Source organism: Billgrantia gudaonensis, assembly GCF_900100195.1.
GTDB lineage: Bacteria > Pseudomonadota > Gammaproteobacteria > Pseudomonadales > Halomonadaceae > Halomonas > Halomonas gudaonensis.
The window spans coordinates 1-15,812 of record NZ_FNES01000009.1 but is presented as its reverse complement, the minus strand read 5'-3'; the positions used below and the strand labels follow the sequence as shown (position 1 = coordinate 15,812).

Here is a 15,812-nt window from a genome sequence, read left to right as displayed (position 1 = left end):
CTCAGTCCTCTCCCTTCTCGATGTTCCAGAAGCGCTGCAGCAGGCGGTTGCCGTCGTCCAGGTACTCGTGCAGCTCGCGGTCGCAGTCGGCGGACCACTCGATGACGGCGAACGCGGCGCGCTGGAGGTCTTCGTCGAGCACGCGCAGGCGGGTGAGGTCGAGCGGCCATTCCGCGCCGTTGTAGACGGCGAGCAGGATGCGGCGGCAGTGCTGCGCTTGGTGGGTATGGCGATGCGCCACCTCGGCTAGACGCTGTAGCGCTGGCATGCCGTGCGCGAGCAGTTCGGCCTGGCGGGCGATGTGCTTGGCACGCTCGGCATCGAGGTCGATGTACACCACGTCCTGCTGGCCGGGGATGGGACGGCCGGTGAGGTCGGTAGTCAGCGGTCGGTCGGCCATGGTGGTCTCCTGCTGGCTGCGCTCGTTCAGGCGCTGGGTTAGGTTGGGCATGGTCATGTGGCGCTCCTTGCTTGCTGGGTTTGCTGTGCACGCCGGCTGCTGGGGTGCGGCAGGCGCGCGAGGTCGATGCCGAGCTTGGTGGCGATGTGGTCGAGCCCGGCGTCGGTGAATTCGGTGCGGCCGTAGTGGGTCCAGCCGCAGATGGGGTGCCAATACGTGCCGGTGGCCACCACCACCAGGTTCACGCGGCCGCGGTAGGGGCCGGCGGGCAGGTTGTCGGCGCCGAGCACGCCGGCTTCGCGCAGCCGGCGGGCCAGGGTGTTGCGGCCGAGGTTGAGCAGCGCGGCGGCCTGGTCGAGGGTGTAGGTTCGGCTCATGGCTTGCCTCCTGTTGCTACGGGCTATGCCTTCTCGAACACCCAGCACTTCACGCTGCCGCCGTTGAGGCGGATGCGGCTGTGCACGGTGCGGTTGGAGTCGACGAACTTGCGGGCCTTGCTGCCCTTCAGGTAGCGCTTGAGCTCGCGGATCTCGGGCACGCGCAGGCGGTTCTCGCCGCACACGCGCTCGAACTCCTTGAGGTTGATGGCGATCTGCTGGCTGCCGGCGCCGTAGTGGTTGAGCACCGGCTCGTCGCGCAGGCCTTCGAGGTAGTCGAACGCTTCCCAGAATTCCTGCACGAGCGGGTGATCGGCGTTGATGGCCTGCTGGCGTTCGCGGGCCATTTGCCGCACGTGGCCGGCCGCCATGGTGACGATCTGCTCGGAAAACAGGCCCAGCCCCTCGGGGCCCAGGCAGTCGAGCAGGGCCATCAGCTGGCCGTGGCACTTGGCGATGCGCAGCACCTTCACCTCGGGGTCTTCGGCCAGGCGGTTGGCGTACTCGCGCCCGCGCTTCGTGATCAGCTCGAGCAGCGCGGCCTCGCGGGTGGCGACCTCGAGCGCGAACTGGCTGACGTGCTCGATCTCGGTCTTCTCCAGGGCCTCGGCCAGCTCCTTGGTCTGGGCGTTCTGGCCCTCGCGGGTGAACATCAGGTGGCAGATGCGGGTCTGAATGGCCTCGCCGGCCTGCACCGGGGCGTTCTGGCTGATGACGATGGAGCCGCGGAAGGGCGGCTCGTAGGTGTCGTTGCCGCTGTTTTTCACGCCTCGGGCGCGGATCGAACGGCCGTTGAAGGCGGTCTTGAGCTCGTCCCAGTCGAACTGCTTTTGCTTGGTGCCGCCTTCTTGCTCGCGGTCGGACTCGATCAGCACCACCGGCAGGTTCGAGACCTGGGCGAAGTTGCGCGAGCGCGCCGGCATGGTCGCCTTGGAGGGGTCGAATCCCTCGTAGTCGCGGCGGCCGACCAGCTTCCAGAGGAACTCGATCAGCGTGGATTTGCCCGCGCCGGCCTCGCCGACGATCTCCAGGAACGGGAACGAGCCCATCTCGGCGCGGATCTGCTCGGCGAGCAGGCTGCCCAGCCAGTAGGCGGTGGCCACCACGCCGCGCAGGCCGAAGGCGCCGTAGAGCTGGCGGGTCCAGTCGGTGCGGTAGGCGCGACGGTCGGGGTTGATGTGCAGGGCGACAGACTGGCTCAGGGTCTTCAGCTGACGGCGCGGGCCGAGCTCGAAGTAGTCTTCGCTGTTGATCTTGACCAGTTTGCCGCCGGCGACGGCCAGCTCGCCGAACACGTAGGCGCCGTGCTCTTTCGAGTAGCCGATGAAATCGATGGTCTCGACGGTTTTGATGCCGCCGATCTGGTCCTGCAGCAGGGTATCGAGCTGCTGGCTCGTGCCCGTCCACACCGCGCCGGGGGCCACGCCCAGCAAGCGCTTCTTGAACTCGCTGGCACTGGCCAGCTGCCCGCCGCTGAAGGTGTTCTTCACCGCTGGGCCGCCGGCAGGGAACTCGATTCGGTAGTAGTACCAGCTCTCGTCGGTGACCAGGTTGGCCTGGTAGTAGAGCGCCGTGGGGTAGCAGGTGCAGATGCGCTTGACGCTGCCGGCTTGCTCGAGGGCGGCGTCGCGAATGGCGGGATTGAGGCTCTGCTGATCGCCGCCGTCCTCGCCCTCGGCGCGTACGGCGCGGTCGAAAGCGTCCATGTCGAGCTTCCACCACCACAGCTGACGGCGGAACTCGAACCAGAACTCGCGGCGCTCGGTGCGCTTGTACATGATCAACGCCTTGGCCATGGCCGTGGGCGCGAGCAGCAGGTCGCCGTGGTAGCGGTAGCGCTCCAGGTGCTTCTCGGTGAGCTCGCCGCGCTGGTGGCAGTCGTTCCAGTCGTGGCGGCCGCCGCCGGGGATCTGCGCCGCCTGGCACTCCCAGCCCGCGGCGCGGGCGCGCTCCACGTGCTTGAGGGTGGCGTTTTGGCCGGCGCGGTTGCCGTCAAGCGCCCAGACGAGCGTGGGCCGAGTGGTACCGGCCTGGTGGGCGGCGTCGGCCAGCTGCTCGAGGGCTTTCTCGGGGTAGTTGCCGCAGCTCATTGCCGAGACGGCGGCGATGCCATGGTGGTAGAGCGCGATGGCGTCGAAGATGCCCTCGACGATCCACACCTCGCCGGCCTCGACCAGGTCGGGGGCGGTGAGCGAGGGCGGGCACCACCACTGCCCCTTGTAGCGGCCGACGAAGTTGGCTTTTTGCTTGCCGAAGCGTTCGGGCCGGTCGAGCAGGCGCTCCCAATAGGCGCCGCCGGGTAGCTGAAAGCGCACCGTGGCGGTGCCGCCCACGTCCTGCCGCCAGTAACTTTCCTGGGTGTACCAGCCCTTCAGGCGCTCGAGCTCGAAGCCGCGCCCGTCGCGCAGGTAGCCGTCGGCCACCGGGGTGGGGCTGGTCGGCTTTTCGTGCGGCTTGGGGGCGTAGCGCTCTGACCAGCTTTCGAACAGCTCGGGGAACAGGCTTTTGACGTGGTGCTGGCTGCCGCAGTGGTTCTCGCGCCCGCACTTCAGCATCCACGGCTCGTCGGCCTTGATGAACGCCTCGCGCTTGCCGCAGTCGGGGCAGCGCACCTTTTGCAGGTACGCGCCCTTCTCCTGGGCCTCATAGTCGCGCTCGAAACGCGCGAGGATGTCCTGGCGCAGCGATGAATTCACGCTGTGCCTCCTATTCCGTGGGTGGAAGAGCGGGGCTTAGTACTCGAGAACGACGGGGCGGCGGCGGTCGCGATCGACGACGACGGCACGGTCCTCCTTGCGCGCCTGCTCGAGCAGATGCACCAGGTCGGAGGCGGTGAACATCACCGGGCGCCCGCCCTCAGTACGCAGCACCACCACATGCGATGTGCTGGCATCGAGATCGATGCGGGCGAGCTGGTTGGTGGACTCGAGATCGGCATACGCCTGCATGGCGACCAGCTCGGCAGCTTCCTCGGTCATTTCGTGGTCGATGACCAGGTGATCGATGCAGCGGGACAGGGCGTTCACCCGGTTTTCCCAGCGCGTGCGGAACAGCTGGGCGGCGGCCAGGTTGTGGACGTCTTTCTGCGGGGCGATGGGCGTGACGTTGTTCATGGCGGGTTCCTCTTCAGTTCGCTTCGTTGAGCAGCTGGTTGAGCAGCGAGGGCGCGAGCGGCAGGCGCACCTCGGGGTTGGGGGTGGCGCTGGGCGAGAGGGTCTGCAGCAGCTCGAGGCCGAGCTTTCCGCGAAACCCGCACGTCTCGTTGGTGCAGTAGACGTAGGCCTCGCGGTAGAGCGCGGTCACCCCGCGCGAGGCGCGGATGCGCATGTAGCTGTCGCAGTGCGGGCAGGTCAGCCGCATCTGATGGGGGTGGGGTTTCTCGCTCACGTCTCCCTCCGATCGACTTCGTAAAGCGCTCGACCCCGGCCGGTCAGGCCCTGGGCGCCACGGCGAATGCGCCGGCGCAGCAGCCACTCGGCGGCTTGCTCGCGGGTTTCCAGGCCCTGCTGTTCGCGTACGGCGTCGAGCACCGCCGCGGCCTGCTGATCGAGCTCCATGGGTTGTTCCGGCATGAGCACCTCGAATGCACGGTGGATGTGGGGCTCGGTTCAGCTGGCCTGCTGGGCGACAGTGGCATCGAGGCCAACGAGATCGATGCCGAGCACGTCGCGCGCTTCTTTCATCAGCATTTGGCGCATGACTTCGGCCTTGGGCACGCCCAGGTAGTTGGCCAGCGCGGTGATCACGTCGGCCTCGTACTGGTCGAGGTAGACGGTGGATTTGGTACGAACACGCTTGGGGTCCTGGTACATGGCAAACGTCCTTCTGCAGCGGTCAGGAAGCTCAGTCTTCGGGGGTAGGGGTTGGCTTGGGCGGCCAGTCCTCGACGTCGTCGATCACGCCGTCCTTGATGCCCAGCAGCACGGCGGCACGGTGCGCTTCGCCGCGGGTGCCTTTCTTGCGACCGTTGAGCAAGTCGCTGACGAGGTTGCGGTTGAGGTCGTGCACGCGGCAGAAGTCGGCGATGGTGATGCCGCGCCGATTCATCTCCTTGCGCGCTTCCTCGCGTGAAAGGGCCATTGTGTTAACCTGTGTTCAATCGTGTTGGATAAGGGAATGATGGTATCCAAGTGGATAACTGTCAAGCGTTGGAGATACCCGAGTGAGTAATTTAGGCGAACGTCTAAGGCAAGAGCGCATCCGGTTGGGTATGTCTCAAGAGGAGTTCGGTGCCGTTGGTGGCGTGAAGAAGGTCGCTCAGTCGAACTACGAAACGGGAAAGCGCTTCCCTGACAGCCAGTACATGGAGCGACTGGCGGCTTCAGGGGTGGATATTCAATTCGTTGTGTCCGGTATCCATTCGGGTAACAGTCAGACAGCCGCGCCTCCAGCTGCTTACCGGGTCGATTCCAGCGAACCGGCCGAGACTCATTCCCTAGACCCCGGCCCGGACTATGCCGCTGTGGCGATGTACGACATCGAGGCGGCGGCGGGTGCCGGGCGCAGCTTCGAGGGCGAGCCGGTGCAGTCGGTGCTGTATATCCACCATGGCGAGCTGGAAACCCTGGGCTTGCCGCCCGGGCAGGTGGTGGGCGTGAAGGCGCGGGGCGATTCGATGGAGCCCACCCTGGCCGATGGCGACTGGGTGCTGGTGGACCGGGCCAGCCGCGACGTGCGCCAGGAGGGGGTGTTTTTGCTGCTGGTGAGCGGCGAGCGGCGCATCAAGCGGGTGCAGCGCCTGGCCGGCGGCGCGCTCTACCTGATCAGCGACAACACGCACTACCAGCCCGAGATGATCCCGCCCGAGCGGATGGGCGAGGTGGAGATCCTGGGGCGTTGCGAGGTGCGGTTGGGGCGCATCGCGTAGCCGGCCGTATTGCAATACTGCAACCCTGGCGAAGGGCAAGGCGGCGCAGATCGCCAACGACAACCGCCCCGGTTGGGGCGCTGGTACGTGAGGGGTTATATGGATGCTTTCGATATTGTTCTTCTGGTTTTCATTGCCGCTTCTGCAGCAACGTCAGTCTCTCTCTTTAAACGCCGGTCAAAAGCAAAATCCAGCTTCGGCGATAAGATCAGCAAAACCACTGCTGACACCGATACAAGAACTCCACGCCTTCGCTTTGTTTATGAGGATTCCCAGGGCAACACTTCCACGCGAGAGGTAACAAATTGGGATGATGATGGTATTTATATCGAAGGGTATTGCCATCACGCGAATGACGTGCGCACTTTCCGCCGTGACCGGATAGTCTCTTTTCTCGAAGGTGAAAACCTGTTGAAGCCCCTGGCACCAAAGCTGGATGACGGTGGAAAGGGTGGTGGGGCGATGGAGATACTTTTCACAGGATTCTCAGCTCAAGAACGTGAGGGCCTCGAGGAGGATGCTGCATCATTTGGTTTATTGGTGCGAAAGACTGTCACCAAAAACCTCGATTTCGTGTGCGCTGGACCTAGAGCGGGTCCTGCTAAGTTGGCAAAAGCGCGTGCTCAGGGCTGCACTGTTCTTGATGAGGAGCAGTTCTGGGCACTGGTTGAAGACGGAGTAATGCCGAATTAGGCACCAGAGATCGCCATAGCATAGATAACCGCCCCGGGCGGGGCAGAATACGCAAGGGAGACACAGATGAAGTCACTTATCGCAACAGCTGGCCTGATCGCCGGCATCGCCATGACGACCTCGGCATTGGCTTGTGACCCGAGCGCCGCCGAAGAGCGCTGGGGGAAGGCCGAGGAAGAGGGCATCGTTCTTGGCGCGGGGATGGTCAACGATCTGCCGTCGTTCGCCGTTGATGAGGCCGTTTGGGATCAGCTCGATCTGAATACGCGCACCGCCATGGCCGAGACGTTCGAGTGTGTGATTGCAGGGCCCGAGAGTATTCTCGCCAAGGCTCAGGTGCTCACCAACGGCGGCGAGGTGCTGGCGATCTGGGATGGCATCGACCAGGAGCTGGATATCAAATAGGCGGCACCATGCGAGTGAATTACCTGGGCCCCTGCCTGGTCGTCGATCATCCGGCGGTAGAGGCGATGGAGCGCTGCCGCCGGCCGAGCTGCTACCTGGTGGAGGTGAGCGACGAGGCGGGCGTTGAGGGTCCGATCATCGAGGGCGATGTGCTGGTGGTTGACGAGGCGCAACCGGTGCAGCACGCCGACCTGGTGGTGGTGGAGGTAGAGAGCCAGTTGCGGCTCTACCGCAGCCACCGCATCGGCGGGGCGTTCCGCCTGGTGCCGGCGTGTGGCGGCCAGGGCATGACAGCGAAACCGGCCGAGTGCCGGGGTGTGGTGGTGCATCGGGCCAGGCTGGCGGCGTAGATCGAGCGCCCAGGCGTGCAGGTCGTCCTCATGTCGGGTCATCGCTGGGCGCCTCCAGGTATCGCGCACGGTAGCGCTGCATGGGTTCGGAATCACCCCGCTTGAGTGCCCGGTAGGCGATCTGGTACTCGCGGCGCCGGTCGGCGTCCCTGCCGTCGGCGCGCTTGGCTCCTGGCGGCAACCGGTGGTGATCGCCGGGCCGTCGCTCGGCGGTGATGCGGCGATGGCGCTCATCGTCTACCAGGCGCTTGCGCGAACGGCCCGCCTGGCGTGCTGCCTGCGAGGCGTCTGGCAGGTGGTCGTGTGTGAGCACGCCGGCGTCTATTTGGTCGCGCATCTGTTGCGAGAGCGTCTCGCGCGTGGCAGTGCCGGTGAGCGGGTAGCGCCTGGGTATGCCCCATTTCTCCCGGTAGTCGGCATGCGTCATGCCGTGGGTGCGTGGCAGGTGAGTGGCCAGGCCACGAAACCAGCGCCCGCACTCCAGGCACTGGATTTTTGGGCCGCCAACGTAGGCGTCCAGCTCCTCGAGCGACTGGAACGGCTCTTTTCGCACGTCAGAACCCCAGGCTCTCTATCATCGCCACTCGCTCGGCGTAACTCATCTCGCGCACCCTGGCAGCCAGGTCGCGCAGCTCGCTGGGGTCGCCTGCATTGCTGTCCTCGATCTCGCGGTCGAGGTACTTGATCATCAGCGGCTCGAGCAGAGTGCCGGATAGCGTGCTGCCCAAAAGCTGACGCTCGTCGTCCGTCAGTTCGGGCGGCTGGCTGCATGCCAGCTCGTAGCGCTCGGCGATGGTGGCCAGGCGGGCGCTCAGGCTCTTCTCCGGGGGCAGGTTGTCGGCGATCTCCGCGAGCGGCGGGCTCAGGTAGATGCTAGGGCGGCGCTTGTTGCGGGCCTTGTCGGTCATGGCGGTCTCCAATCAAGAGCCCCGGCGCGTGGCCGGGGCAGTAGTGTTACATGGCCCAGCTGAAGGGCTCGTCGCCTTCGATGTCCCAGCCCTCGCCGGCTTCGACGATGGCGCTGCCATCGGAGAAAACGTAGCGGACGGGGTCACCAGCGAAGTGGTCGCCGGAGAAGCCGGCTTCCCAATACTGGGTTTGCTCTTCGTCATCGGCGTAGGCGCGGACGGCGTACTCGACGGTGGCGTTGCGCTCTTCGCAAAGCTCGACCAGATTGCGGCCGTCGTCGGTATCGAACTGCTGCCCGTCGTTGTTGAGCAGGTCGGCGATGGTTTGAGCGATTGTGATAGCGGTCATGGCAGGTCTCCTAGTTCTGCGCCCGGCGGGCCAGTTCTTCGGTTGGCGTGGGCTTCGTTCGCCTCACATGGTTAAAGGTAGCACCATGGGTGCTACCTTGCAAGCCTTTTTTTAAAATCCAGCCCACACACCCCCACCAACCGCCCCAGATTTCGCGTAGCGCCGCCTACTCGCCGCGGATCTCGAGCTGCACGCTGCTGGTCAGGGCGGCGTCGGTGAGCTCGTGGGTCACTTCGGTGACGAGCCAGGGCTTGCTGTCGATCGCTTCCTTCCATCCGCGCATCTGTACCGGTGTCTCGGGCATCAGGCGGGGGTTGCCTTCGGCCAGCGTCAGCGAGAATTCGGCATGGCCGCGCTGGAGGCGTTGCCATTCGCTCTTCGCCGCGTTGATGGCGTCGTCTTCGGTGGCGTAGGTGGGGCGCAGGCGCTTGGGGTTGTCGCTGCTGCCGGCGACTACCTCGCGCTTCTCGGCGGCGTCGGGGTCGTGCCATTGGGCGATCACGCCGCTGTAGGCGTCGCGGTCGGCCTCGGTATAGCGGTGCTGGTCGCCGTCGCGGCGGGTGAGGGTGAGCGTGGGCAGGGCGAGGCCGCTGGCGGTCTGCGCCTGCCCGGCGGCGGTGAAAAGCAGCCGCCCGGCCTTCACCGTGGCCACGGCGTCGTAGCGTTCGGCGAGCCGCGTCAGAAAGTGGAGGTCCGATTCCTCGGTCTGGTCGATGTGGTCGAGGTAGATGCCGCCCAGGGTGTCGCCGATCACGGGTTCGATGCCGTGGCGGCCGGCGATGGTGGCGAGGATCTCCTCGAGGGTGAGCTCGTGCCAGCTCTGCGAGCGCTTGCCGGGAAGGCCTTCGCGCATGTCCGCCGAGCGGGCGCGGATGCTGAGGGTGTCGGGGCTGCCGCTGTGCTCCACCTCGTCGACGATGTAGGTGCCGCGCTCGACCAGGCCCTCGCCGTGCCAGCCGATGGCCAGTTGCAGCTCGGCACCACGCGGGGGCAGGGCGAGGCGGCCGTCGTGGTCGGTGAGCGTGAGGTCGAGCTGGTCGGCCTCCATGCCGCGCTTGTCGATCAGGCGCAGGCGCTGCAGGCGGGCACGCAGCTCGGGGCTGATGGTCTGCCCCTGCAGAGTGAGGCGGTAGCTGGGCCGGCGGCTCATGCGAACATCCCCCGGATGGCGCGCAGGGCGGTGGCGTCGAGCTGGGCGAGGCGCTCGCGCTCGGTGTCTTCCACGCGCTGCAGAGCGAGGTCGAACTCGATGCGGCTGGCGGCGCCGTCGCCGAAGAAACGGCTTTTGCGCTCGCCGAGCGATTCGATCACGTAGAGACCGTAGTAGGCGCCGGTGCCCTCGATCAGCGGCCAGGCGTCGCCCTCGTCGGCCATGCGGCGCAGATCGTCGAGATGCGGCTGGCCGCCGGTGAACTCGGGCAGCAGGGTGCCGGTGAGGCGCACGGTGTCGTCACCGGGGCCGAGGAACTGGCGTGCTGGGCGCACGCCCACGCGGGCCTGGCTGGCGTGGCGCCAGGCCGTCTGGCGCTGCAGCTCTTGGTAGGCCACGGTGCTGAGCTGAAACACGAACAGCCCGAGGGTCATCATCATGGTGGCGGTCCTCAGTCGGTGTCGTAGAGGGCGGAGCGCTGCCGCGCGCGGGCGTCGCGTTCGGCCTCGGCGAGGGCGCGCTGCACCTCGGCGCGCACGTAGCCGGCCAGCGCCTGCTCGTTCATGCCCGGGGTGGCGTGGATCTCGATGTTGATGCCGCCCTGGATGACCAGCCCGCCGCCGGCGGGGGCGGCCATGGGCGGTCGGCGGTCGATGGCGATGCCGCCGTTGCCCCCGGCGTCGGGGCCGCCGGGGCTGGCCACGGCCACGCCGGCAGCGGCGCCCAGGGCGAGGCCGGCACCGGCCTGGCGCAGGCGCTTGGCGAATGCGTCAACCTCGCGCAGCGGGCCGCGCTCGCTCTTTGCCAGGCCCTGCTGGTAGCCGGCCATGGTGTGGCCGCCCAGCTCGGCGAACACGCGTGAGGGCGAGCGGATGCCCAGCTTCTCCTTGAACCAGCCGGTCACGGCGCCGGCGGTGTTGCCGATGGCGTCCTTGAGCGTTTGCCACTTTTCGTCGATGCCGTCGATCAGGCCATCGAGCAGGTTGCCGCCGAACCCGGCGAACACGGTGGAGGGAGAGTTGATGCCGAGCTTTTCCTTGAACCAACCGGTCACGCCGCTGGCGATGCCGGTGACCTTGTCCTTCAGCGCCTGCCATTTCTCGTCGATGCCGCCGATCAGGCCGTCGATCAGGCTGGCCCCTAGCTCGCCGAGACCGGTCCAGGCGTTGCGGATGGTGGCGATGGGCGACCACTCCATCAGCCCCTTGAGCCAGTCCCAGGCGGCGCTGGCCTTGGTCTTGATGCCCTCCCACAGCGCGGAGAACTTGGGCCCGATGGTCTCCCAGTTGCGCCACAGGTAGATCGCCCCGGCACCGATGGCGGTCACCGCGCCGATCACCCAGCCCAGGGGCGTGGCCATGAAGGCAAGGCCGAGCGTTTTGATGCCGCCGATGAGCCCCGGCAGCGTGCTGGCGAGCGTGCCGAGCGCGGCACCCGCCTTGACCAAGCTGGCCCCGAACGCCACCACGCTGGTGATGGCCTTGGCGGCGAACAGGCCGCCGATGATCATCGCCAGGTTGTCGAAGCCGCCGGCGAGCTCGGCGGCGGTGGTGATCATGCCGGTGAGCGTGCGGGCGAACTCACCCACGCCGCTGGCGAGATCCACGATCACCGGCACGGCGGCCTTGAGACGTTCGCCGAACTCGGCGGCAAACGCCTTCACCTGGTCGCGGTTCTCGCGCATCCAGCCGGAGAGGTCGCGCATCAGCTCGGTGATGGCGGGCATCAGCTCGGCGCCGACGGTGTTCTTCATGCCCTTCATGCCCAGCTCGGCATCGAGCAGGGCGTCCTTGAAGGTTTCGGCGTCGCGGGCGGCTTGGTCGCCGAGCACGTAGCCGGTGGCGCGGGCGTCATTGCGCAGCTGCTCGAGGCCGCTTGATCCACCCTTGAGCATGTTGACCATGGCCACGCCCTCGCGCCCGAACAGCTGGGCGGCGACGGCGACTCGGTCGGTCTGGCTCTCGACGTCGCGCAGTCGGTTGGCCACGGTGGCCAGGGCCTCGTCGGGGGTGAGCCGGGCGAGCTCGCTGGCGTTCATGCCGAGCTGCTCGTAGGCCTTGGCGGCGGCGCCGCCGCCTTGCTTGGCCTCACCCAGGCGCTTCACGAAGCGCTCCATGCTGGAGTCGAGCTTTTGGGTGCTGACGCCGCTGCGCTCAGCGGAGTAGCGCAGCTCCTGCAACTGGCCGATGCCGATGCCCATGGCGTCTGCCGTTTTGGCGACATCGTCGCCCAGGGTGGCGGTGGAGTTGGCCAGGCCGAAGATGCTACCGGCGGCAATGGTGCCGGCGAGTGTCAAGTTGCGGCCGAACCGACGCACCTCGCCGGTCATGTTGCGGAACTTGCCGCCCACATCGGCCTGGCCGAGGCGCTTCAGCGCGCCCTGCTGTCGCTCGAGGCGGCGATTGGTGGCCTCGATCTGGCGGGCGAGGGCTTCCTGCTGGCTATCGAGATTGCCGGTTGCGCGAACGTTTTTCGGGAGCTGGTTTTCCAACTCCCTGGCGCGATCCTTGAGCACGCCATAGCGTCCGGCCAGTTTTTTGATCTCGCGCCGGGCCTTGGCCTGTTGCTGGGTGAGGCGCCGAGTCGGTCCTTGGGTGGTCTCCAACTGGTGGGTTACTTGCTTGAGTTCTTCGCGCTTGTCCATCAGTGCGCGACGGGCAGCGTGTGCCTCTCGCGAGGTATCGCGAAACGCGGTGATCTTCTTCTGCTGCCCGTTGAGGTCGCGCAGCTCATCGCGCGTATCGCGGATGGCGCGGCCAGCGCCGCGGCTGCCCTTGAGGATCTGTTTCAGCGGCCCGGTGGCCTTGTTGATCGCGCTGAGGGTGACGCTCAGGTTCAGATCCTTGGCCATCGGGCGGGGCTCCTATCGCTTGGGTGGGGGCTGGGTCTCGTGGCGCTGGCGGGCGCGCTCGCGCCAGTCCATCAGCTCATCCAGGGGCATGGGGTCCATATCAGCCGGACCCCAGTGAAAAACCATGGCAAGGTCGGCCATGGCGTCGTCGACGCAGGCGGGCAGGGTTACGCGTCGCTCTCCCCATCCGCCCGCTTGCCCAGCAAAAAACGGCTCACCTTGCTGCCCAGCTGCACCAGGTCGGCGGGGTCCATCTGGCGCAGCTCGGCCTCGGTGAGGGCGGGCTCGGTGATGCGCGGCAGCACCTTATGCAGGCTCTGGGTATCCATGTTGAGCAGGTCCACCAGGGCCACGCCGCGCAGGGCGCCGGAGAGCGGCTTGCGCACGCTGACCTCGGTCACGGTCTGCTTTCCGCGATGGAGCGGGGTGTCGAGAGTGACGTTTTCGGTGGGGATTCCCGGCGCGGCCGGTGTGGTGTCTTGGTCCTTGGGATCCATGGTCTCTCCTGGGGTGGGGTGGCGGCCCGACCGGGGCCGCCGGGGTGGGTCTCTGCGCTCGGCGACCATTTAGATGCCGAGGGCCTGGCGGCGCTGGGCGTAGCGATCCTCGCCGCGCACCTTGAAAACCTTGCCGGGCACGTCGCGCTCGATGATCACCTCGCCGTCCACTACCAGCTTGTAGTAGCTGAGGGTGGTGGTGACGCTGATGGTGTTGTTGTCGCCCTTGGAGACGTCGCCCATGGCGATCGTCTTGTGGCGACCGCGCACCACGACCTCGACGGGGGTGACCTCGCCGGTTTCGTCGCTTTCGTAGCTACCGGTGAAGCGCAGCAGCGCGGCGTCGTGGATTGGCGAGCCGTAGCTGTCGAAGATCTCGACGATGATGCCGCCGGCCGTCCATTCGAACTCCTGGAGAGCGGCGCCCTGGTCGACCTCGATGGGGCCTTCCATGCCGCCGCCCTCGTACTCGACCATGCGGCGGGCAAGCTCGGGCAGGGTGAGCTCGGGGATCTGGCCCATCCAGTTGTTGCCGTCCCCGAACAGGTTGAAGTCCTTGAGAATCTTGGGAAGCATTGCGGTCTCCTATCAGGCGGCGGCGACGCGGTCGGCGAAATCGACCAGGTAGCGGTCGGTGATGTGCTGTCGGAGGCTCAGATTCTCCAGCGGCGGCACGGGGGTGTAGTCGTAGCTGATGTAGAGCTTGCCGGCCTTGAGCACCTCGGGCGTGTTGAGCTCTTCGTCGAACCAGGCGTTGCCGTCCATGAGGTAGCCGAGGCGGGCCCACTCGCGGAGCTTTCGGTTGATGCCCTCGATGATGTCGCGCACCAATGACGGGTGCATGGGCTTGTCCACCGCCCACATGTGCGCCTCGGCGATGGTGTCGGCGATCACCTGGGCGGAGCGGGTGTAGTTCTCGAAGGCGAACAGCAGGTCGCTCGAGCAAGTGCGCGAGCCCCAGAAGCGGAAGCCTTCGCGGCGGATGAGCGTCGTCACCTCGTTGGCGTTGAGGTAGCCGGCGTCGGTGTTGGGGTCCTGCAGATCCCAGAACACCGGCTGGCTGATGCCGGTCACGCCGTTGACGGCGATGTTGGAGAGCGTCTTGTGCCAGCCCACCTGCTGGTCGAGCTTGGCGCGCAGGCCCAGGGCGCGGGCCACGGCGGAGAGATTGCGGGTGGATTCGGTGGCGGTGTCGAACCCGGTGAACTCGGGCCACAGCACCATCACCTCGCGGGCGCCGAAGTTCTGGCGGTACATGGCCGCCTCTTCGATGGTGGTGCAGCCGCGGGCGTAGGCGTAGACGAACGCCCTCAGCTTCTGCGCCACGCCGATCAGCTCGGCGGTGACGTCGGCGTCGTCCAGCTCGGGCACGCCGAGGATGCGCGGCTTCACGCCGATAGCTTGTTCGGCGGTGAGCAGGGTGGGGATGGCCTCGATGATGTTGGCCTTGAGGGCGTCGCTGTCGTCGTCATCCTCCACGCGGATGGCGACCACCAGGGTCTTGGTCTGGTCGACGATGGCATCCAGCGAGCGGGCCAGGGTGCCTTCCTCGCCGGCATCCTCGATGGCGCCGTAGAGATCGGTGAGCAGCACCGCCTCGCCGAGGGGGAACGGCTCGTCTTCGCCACCGGTGAGGTTGGTGTAGCTGTGCACCGTGACCGTGCCGGTACCGCCCGCCGAGACGCTGACCAGCGCGCTGGCGTCGGTGTCGCCGTCGATGGCAGTGGCGATCTCTTCGGCGGTGCTGATGATCTCGCCGTCGATGTCGGTGGCCAGGCGAATGGAGATGTCGGTGCCGTCGCGCACGGTGACGGTGAGCGCGCTTTCCGCCTCGCCGGGGTCGCGCAGGCGAACGCGGATGTTGTTGCCGGGTCGCCCGGCGGTGGCGGCAGTGAAGGTGAGCGCGGCGCTGCCGCTGCCCAAGGTGAGCGTTGCGGCGACGGCCTGGGCGGCATCGGGGGCAGTGGCGATCACGCCGATGACGGAGGTGGCGACGGTGCGGATCGGGCGCGTGCCCTCATTGATCTCGTGGACGCGAACGCCGTGATGGTACTGGTCAGGCATGGGAGCTCCTGCGCGTGGCGGGGTGGAGTCGGGCTGATGCCGTCACCGTGCCGCGCGCCCGCGCAGGGGGCCATAGCCGGGTGTTGTGCCGGCGGGGCGGGACAATCCTAGCTGTCCATGGTTTCCCTGACCTCTGCTGCGATGGCGGCCCGTGTGCGGGCGGCCTGGCAGTGCTTGGTGTAGCCGGCGAAGCTGGCCCAGCTGCCCCGGATCTCGTCGCGGGACACCCGGCCGGCGCGGTAGCCGCGGGCGAGGCCGAGCATACGGCGGCGCGCGGCGGTGACGTTGCGCTTGCGCGGCAGGGTGTGGGTGGTCCAGGTGCGGTAGCCGGCGAAGTCGATGCCCTGGCTTGCCGGGTAGACGGTGCTCTTGGGGTTGATGACCAGGCCGAGCTCGTCATCGAGCCAGCGGGTGAGGTGCTCGAGCAGGCGCCAGAGGGCGGCCTTGTCGGGTCCCATGATGATCCAGTCATCCATGTAACGCGCGTAGAGGCCGTAGCCGAGGCCGTCGGTGACGTAGTGGTCGAGGACGTCGAGGTAGACGTTGGCGGAGAGCTGGCTGGTCAGCGCGCCGATGGGCAGGCCGACGCCGTCAGCACCCTGGGCGGCGATGATGCGGCGCCAGAGCTCGAGCACACGGCGGTCGCCGATGGTGCGCTGGATCTGCTGCAGGAGGCGGCCCTGGTGGATGCTGGGGAAGTAGCGGGCGATGTCGCCCTGGAGCACGTAGACGGTGCCCCATTTGGCCTGGGCGCGGCGGAGCATGCGTTGCACGGCGGCGGTGGCGGCGTGGGTGCCCTTGCCCTTGCGGCAGGCGTAGCTGTGATGGATGAAGCGAGCTTCGAAGTAGGGTTCGACGACGCGATGCAGGGCGTGGTGGACGACGCGGTCGCGGAAGGCGG

At 66.9% G+C, this 15,812-nt stretch carries 23 protein-coding genes; 4 read left to right on the top strand and 19 right to left on the bottom strand.

Going from position 1 to position 15,812, the window contains the following annotated elements; genetic code table 11:
* Nucleotide 1: 1 nt before the first annotated feature.
* The 8 genes from BLP96_RS11545 to BLP96_RS11510 are packed head-to-tail and all read right to left on the bottom strand — an operon-like array spanning nucleotide 2 to nucleotide 4,857.
* Nucleotides 2–457, bottom strand: a complete 456-nt coding sequence (locus BLP96_RS11545) for a DUF7673 family protein (RefSeq protein ID WP_089686313.1) — start codon at nucleotides 455–457, stop codon at nucleotides 2–4.
* On the bottom strand, nucleotides 454–777 hold the full coding sequence (locus BLP96_RS11540) for a phage antirepressor KilAC domain-containing protein (RefSeq protein ID WP_089686311.1): 324 nt from the start codon (nucleotides 775–777) through the stop codon (nucleotides 454–456). The genes BLP96_RS11545 and BLP96_RS11540 overlap by 4 nt, the downstream gene beginning before the upstream one ends.
* 23 nt (nucleotides 778–800) lie before the next feature.
* A complete protein-coding gene (locus tag BLP96_RS11535) occupies nucleotides 801–3,473 on the bottom strand; it encodes a toprim domain-containing protein (protein ID WP_089686310.1) in 2,673 nt (890 codons plus the stop codon).
* A 36-nt stretch (nucleotides 3,474–3,509) separates the two neighbouring features.
* Entirely contained in the window at nucleotides 3,510–3,890 is a 381-nt protein-coding gene (locus tag BLP96_RS11530) for a hypothetical protein (RefSeq protein WP_089686308.1), read from the bottom strand.
* Between the two features lie 13 nt (nucleotides 3,891–3,903).
* On the bottom strand, nucleotides 3,904–4,164 hold the full coding sequence (locus BLP96_RS11525; protein ID WP_218118605.1) for an ogr/Delta-like zinc finger family protein: 261 nt from the start codon (nucleotides 4,162–4,164) through the stop codon (nucleotides 3,904–3,906).
* Nucleotides 4,161–4,349, bottom strand: coding sequence for a hypothetical protein (locus BLP96_RS11520; protein WP_089686302.1), 189 nt, complete (start codon nucleotides 4,347–4,349; stop codon nucleotides 4,161–4,163). The genes BLP96_RS11525 and BLP96_RS11520 overlap by 4 nt, the downstream gene beginning before the upstream one ends.
* Before the next feature lie 36 nt (nucleotides 4,350–4,385).
* Complete coding sequence (locus BLP96_RS11515; RefSeq protein WP_089686299.1) at nucleotides 4,386–4,589, bottom strand: hypothetical protein; 204 nt, start codon at nucleotides 4,587–4,589, stop codon at nucleotides 4,386–4,388.
* 31 nt (nucleotides 4,590–4,620) lie between these two features.
* A complete protein-coding gene (locus tag BLP96_RS11510; RefSeq protein ID WP_089686297.1) occupies nucleotides 4,621–4,857 on the bottom strand; it encodes a DNA-binding protein in 237 nt (78 codons plus the stop codon).
* Nucleotides 4,858–4,939: 82 nt separating this feature from the next.
* Here BLP96_RS11510 and BLP96_RS11505 point away from each other — a divergent pair, with 82 nt between their 5' ends.
* From BLP96_RS11505 to BLP96_RS11495, 4 genes are all read left to right on the top strand, one after another.
* Complete coding sequence (locus BLP96_RS11505) at nucleotides 4,940–5,644, top strand: XRE family transcriptional regulator (RefSeq protein WP_281182744.1); 705 nt, start codon at nucleotides 4,940–4,942, stop codon at nucleotides 5,642–5,644.
* 99 nt (nucleotides 5,645–5,743) lie between these two features.
* A complete protein-coding gene (locus BLP96_RS19875) occupies nucleotides 5,744–6,337 on the top strand; it encodes a WYL domain-containing protein (RefSeq protein WP_143005098.1) in 594 nt (197 codons plus the stop codon).
* A 66-nt stretch (nucleotides 6,338–6,403) separates the two neighbouring features.
* Nucleotides 6,404–6,742, top strand: a complete 339-nt coding sequence (locus tag BLP96_RS11500) for a hypothetical protein (protein WP_089686293.1) — start codon at nucleotides 6,404–6,406, stop codon at nucleotides 6,740–6,742.
* 8 nt (nucleotides 6,743–6,750) lie between these two features.
* Nucleotides 6,751–7,092 carry a S24 family peptidase gene (locus BLP96_RS11495; protein WP_089686291.1) on the top strand — a complete coding sequence of 114 codons (342 nt, stop codon included), beginning with the start codon at nucleotides 6,751–6,753 and terminating at the stop codon, nucleotides 7,090–7,092.
* Between the two features lie 28 nt (nucleotides 7,093–7,120).
* Here BLP96_RS11495 and BLP96_RS11490 read toward each other — a convergent pair whose 3' ends face one another.
* The 11 genes from BLP96_RS11490 to BLP96_RS11440 all read right to left on the bottom strand — a co-directional run.
* Nucleotides 7,121–7,645, bottom strand: a complete 525-nt coding sequence (locus BLP96_RS11490; RefSeq protein ID WP_089686289.1) for a MucR family transcriptional regulator — start codon at nucleotides 7,643–7,645, stop codon at nucleotides 7,121–7,123.
* Between the two features lies 1 nt (nucleotide 7,646).
* Nucleotides 7,647–8,000, bottom strand: coding sequence for a hypothetical protein (locus BLP96_RS11485; protein WP_089686287.1), 354 nt, complete (start codon nucleotides 7,998–8,000; stop codon nucleotides 7,647–7,649).
* Nucleotides 8,001–8,046: 46 nt separating this feature from the next.
* The gene (locus tag BLP96_RS11480; RefSeq protein ID WP_089686285.1) at nucleotides 8,047–8,349 is read right to left on the bottom strand and encodes a hypothetical protein; all 303 of its coding nucleotides are present in this window, start codon (nucleotides 8,347–8,349) and stop codon (nucleotides 8,047–8,049) included.
* A 166-nt stretch (nucleotides 8,350–8,515) separates the two neighbouring features.
* A complete protein-coding gene (locus BLP96_RS11475) occupies nucleotides 8,516–9,499 on the bottom strand; it encodes a phage late control D family protein (RefSeq protein ID WP_089686283.1) in 984 nt (327 codons plus the stop codon).
* Nucleotides 9,496–9,939 (bottom strand): phage tail protein, encoded by a 444-nt coding sequence (locus tag BLP96_RS11470; protein WP_089686281.1) that lies wholly within the window; start codon nucleotides 9,937–9,939, stop codon nucleotides 9,496–9,498. Before BLP96_RS11470 ends, BLP96_RS11475 begins: the two co-directional genes overlap by 4 nt.
* 11 nt (nucleotides 9,940–9,950) lie before the next feature.
* Nucleotides 9,951–12,350 (bottom strand): phage tail tape measure protein, encoded by a 2,400-nt coding sequence (locus BLP96_RS11465; protein ID WP_089686280.1) that lies wholly within the window; start codon nucleotides 12,348–12,350, stop codon nucleotides 9,951–9,953.
* A 12-nt stretch (nucleotides 12,351–12,362) separates the two neighbouring features.
* Complete coding sequence (locus BLP96_RS20495) at nucleotides 12,363–12,491, bottom strand: GpE family phage tail protein (RefSeq protein WP_089686278.1); 129 nt, start codon at nucleotides 12,489–12,491, stop codon at nucleotides 12,363–12,365.
* A 26-nt stretch (nucleotides 12,492–12,517) separates the two neighbouring features.
* A complete protein-coding gene (locus BLP96_RS11455; protein ID WP_089686277.1) occupies nucleotides 12,518–12,847 on the bottom strand; it encodes a phage tail assembly protein in 330 nt (109 codons plus the stop codon).
* 69 nt (nucleotides 12,848–12,916) lie between these two features.
* Nucleotides 12,917–13,423, bottom strand: coding sequence for a phage major tail tube protein (locus BLP96_RS11450; RefSeq protein WP_089686275.1), 507 nt, complete (start codon nucleotides 13,421–13,423; stop codon nucleotides 12,917–12,919).
* Between the two features lie 12 nt (nucleotides 13,424–13,435).
* Nucleotides 13,436–14,911 carry a phage tail sheath protein gene (locus tag BLP96_RS11445; RefSeq protein ID WP_479688546.1) on the bottom strand — a complete coding sequence of 492 codons (1,476 nt, stop codon included), beginning with the start codon at nucleotides 14,909–14,911 and terminating at the stop codon, nucleotides 13,436–13,438.
* Nucleotides 14,912–15,018: 107 nt separating this feature from the next.
* A partial coding sequence (locus BLP96_RS11440) for a reverse transcriptase/maturase family protein (protein ID WP_089686273.1) occupies nucleotides 15,019–15,812 on the bottom strand: 794 nt, incomplete at its 5' end.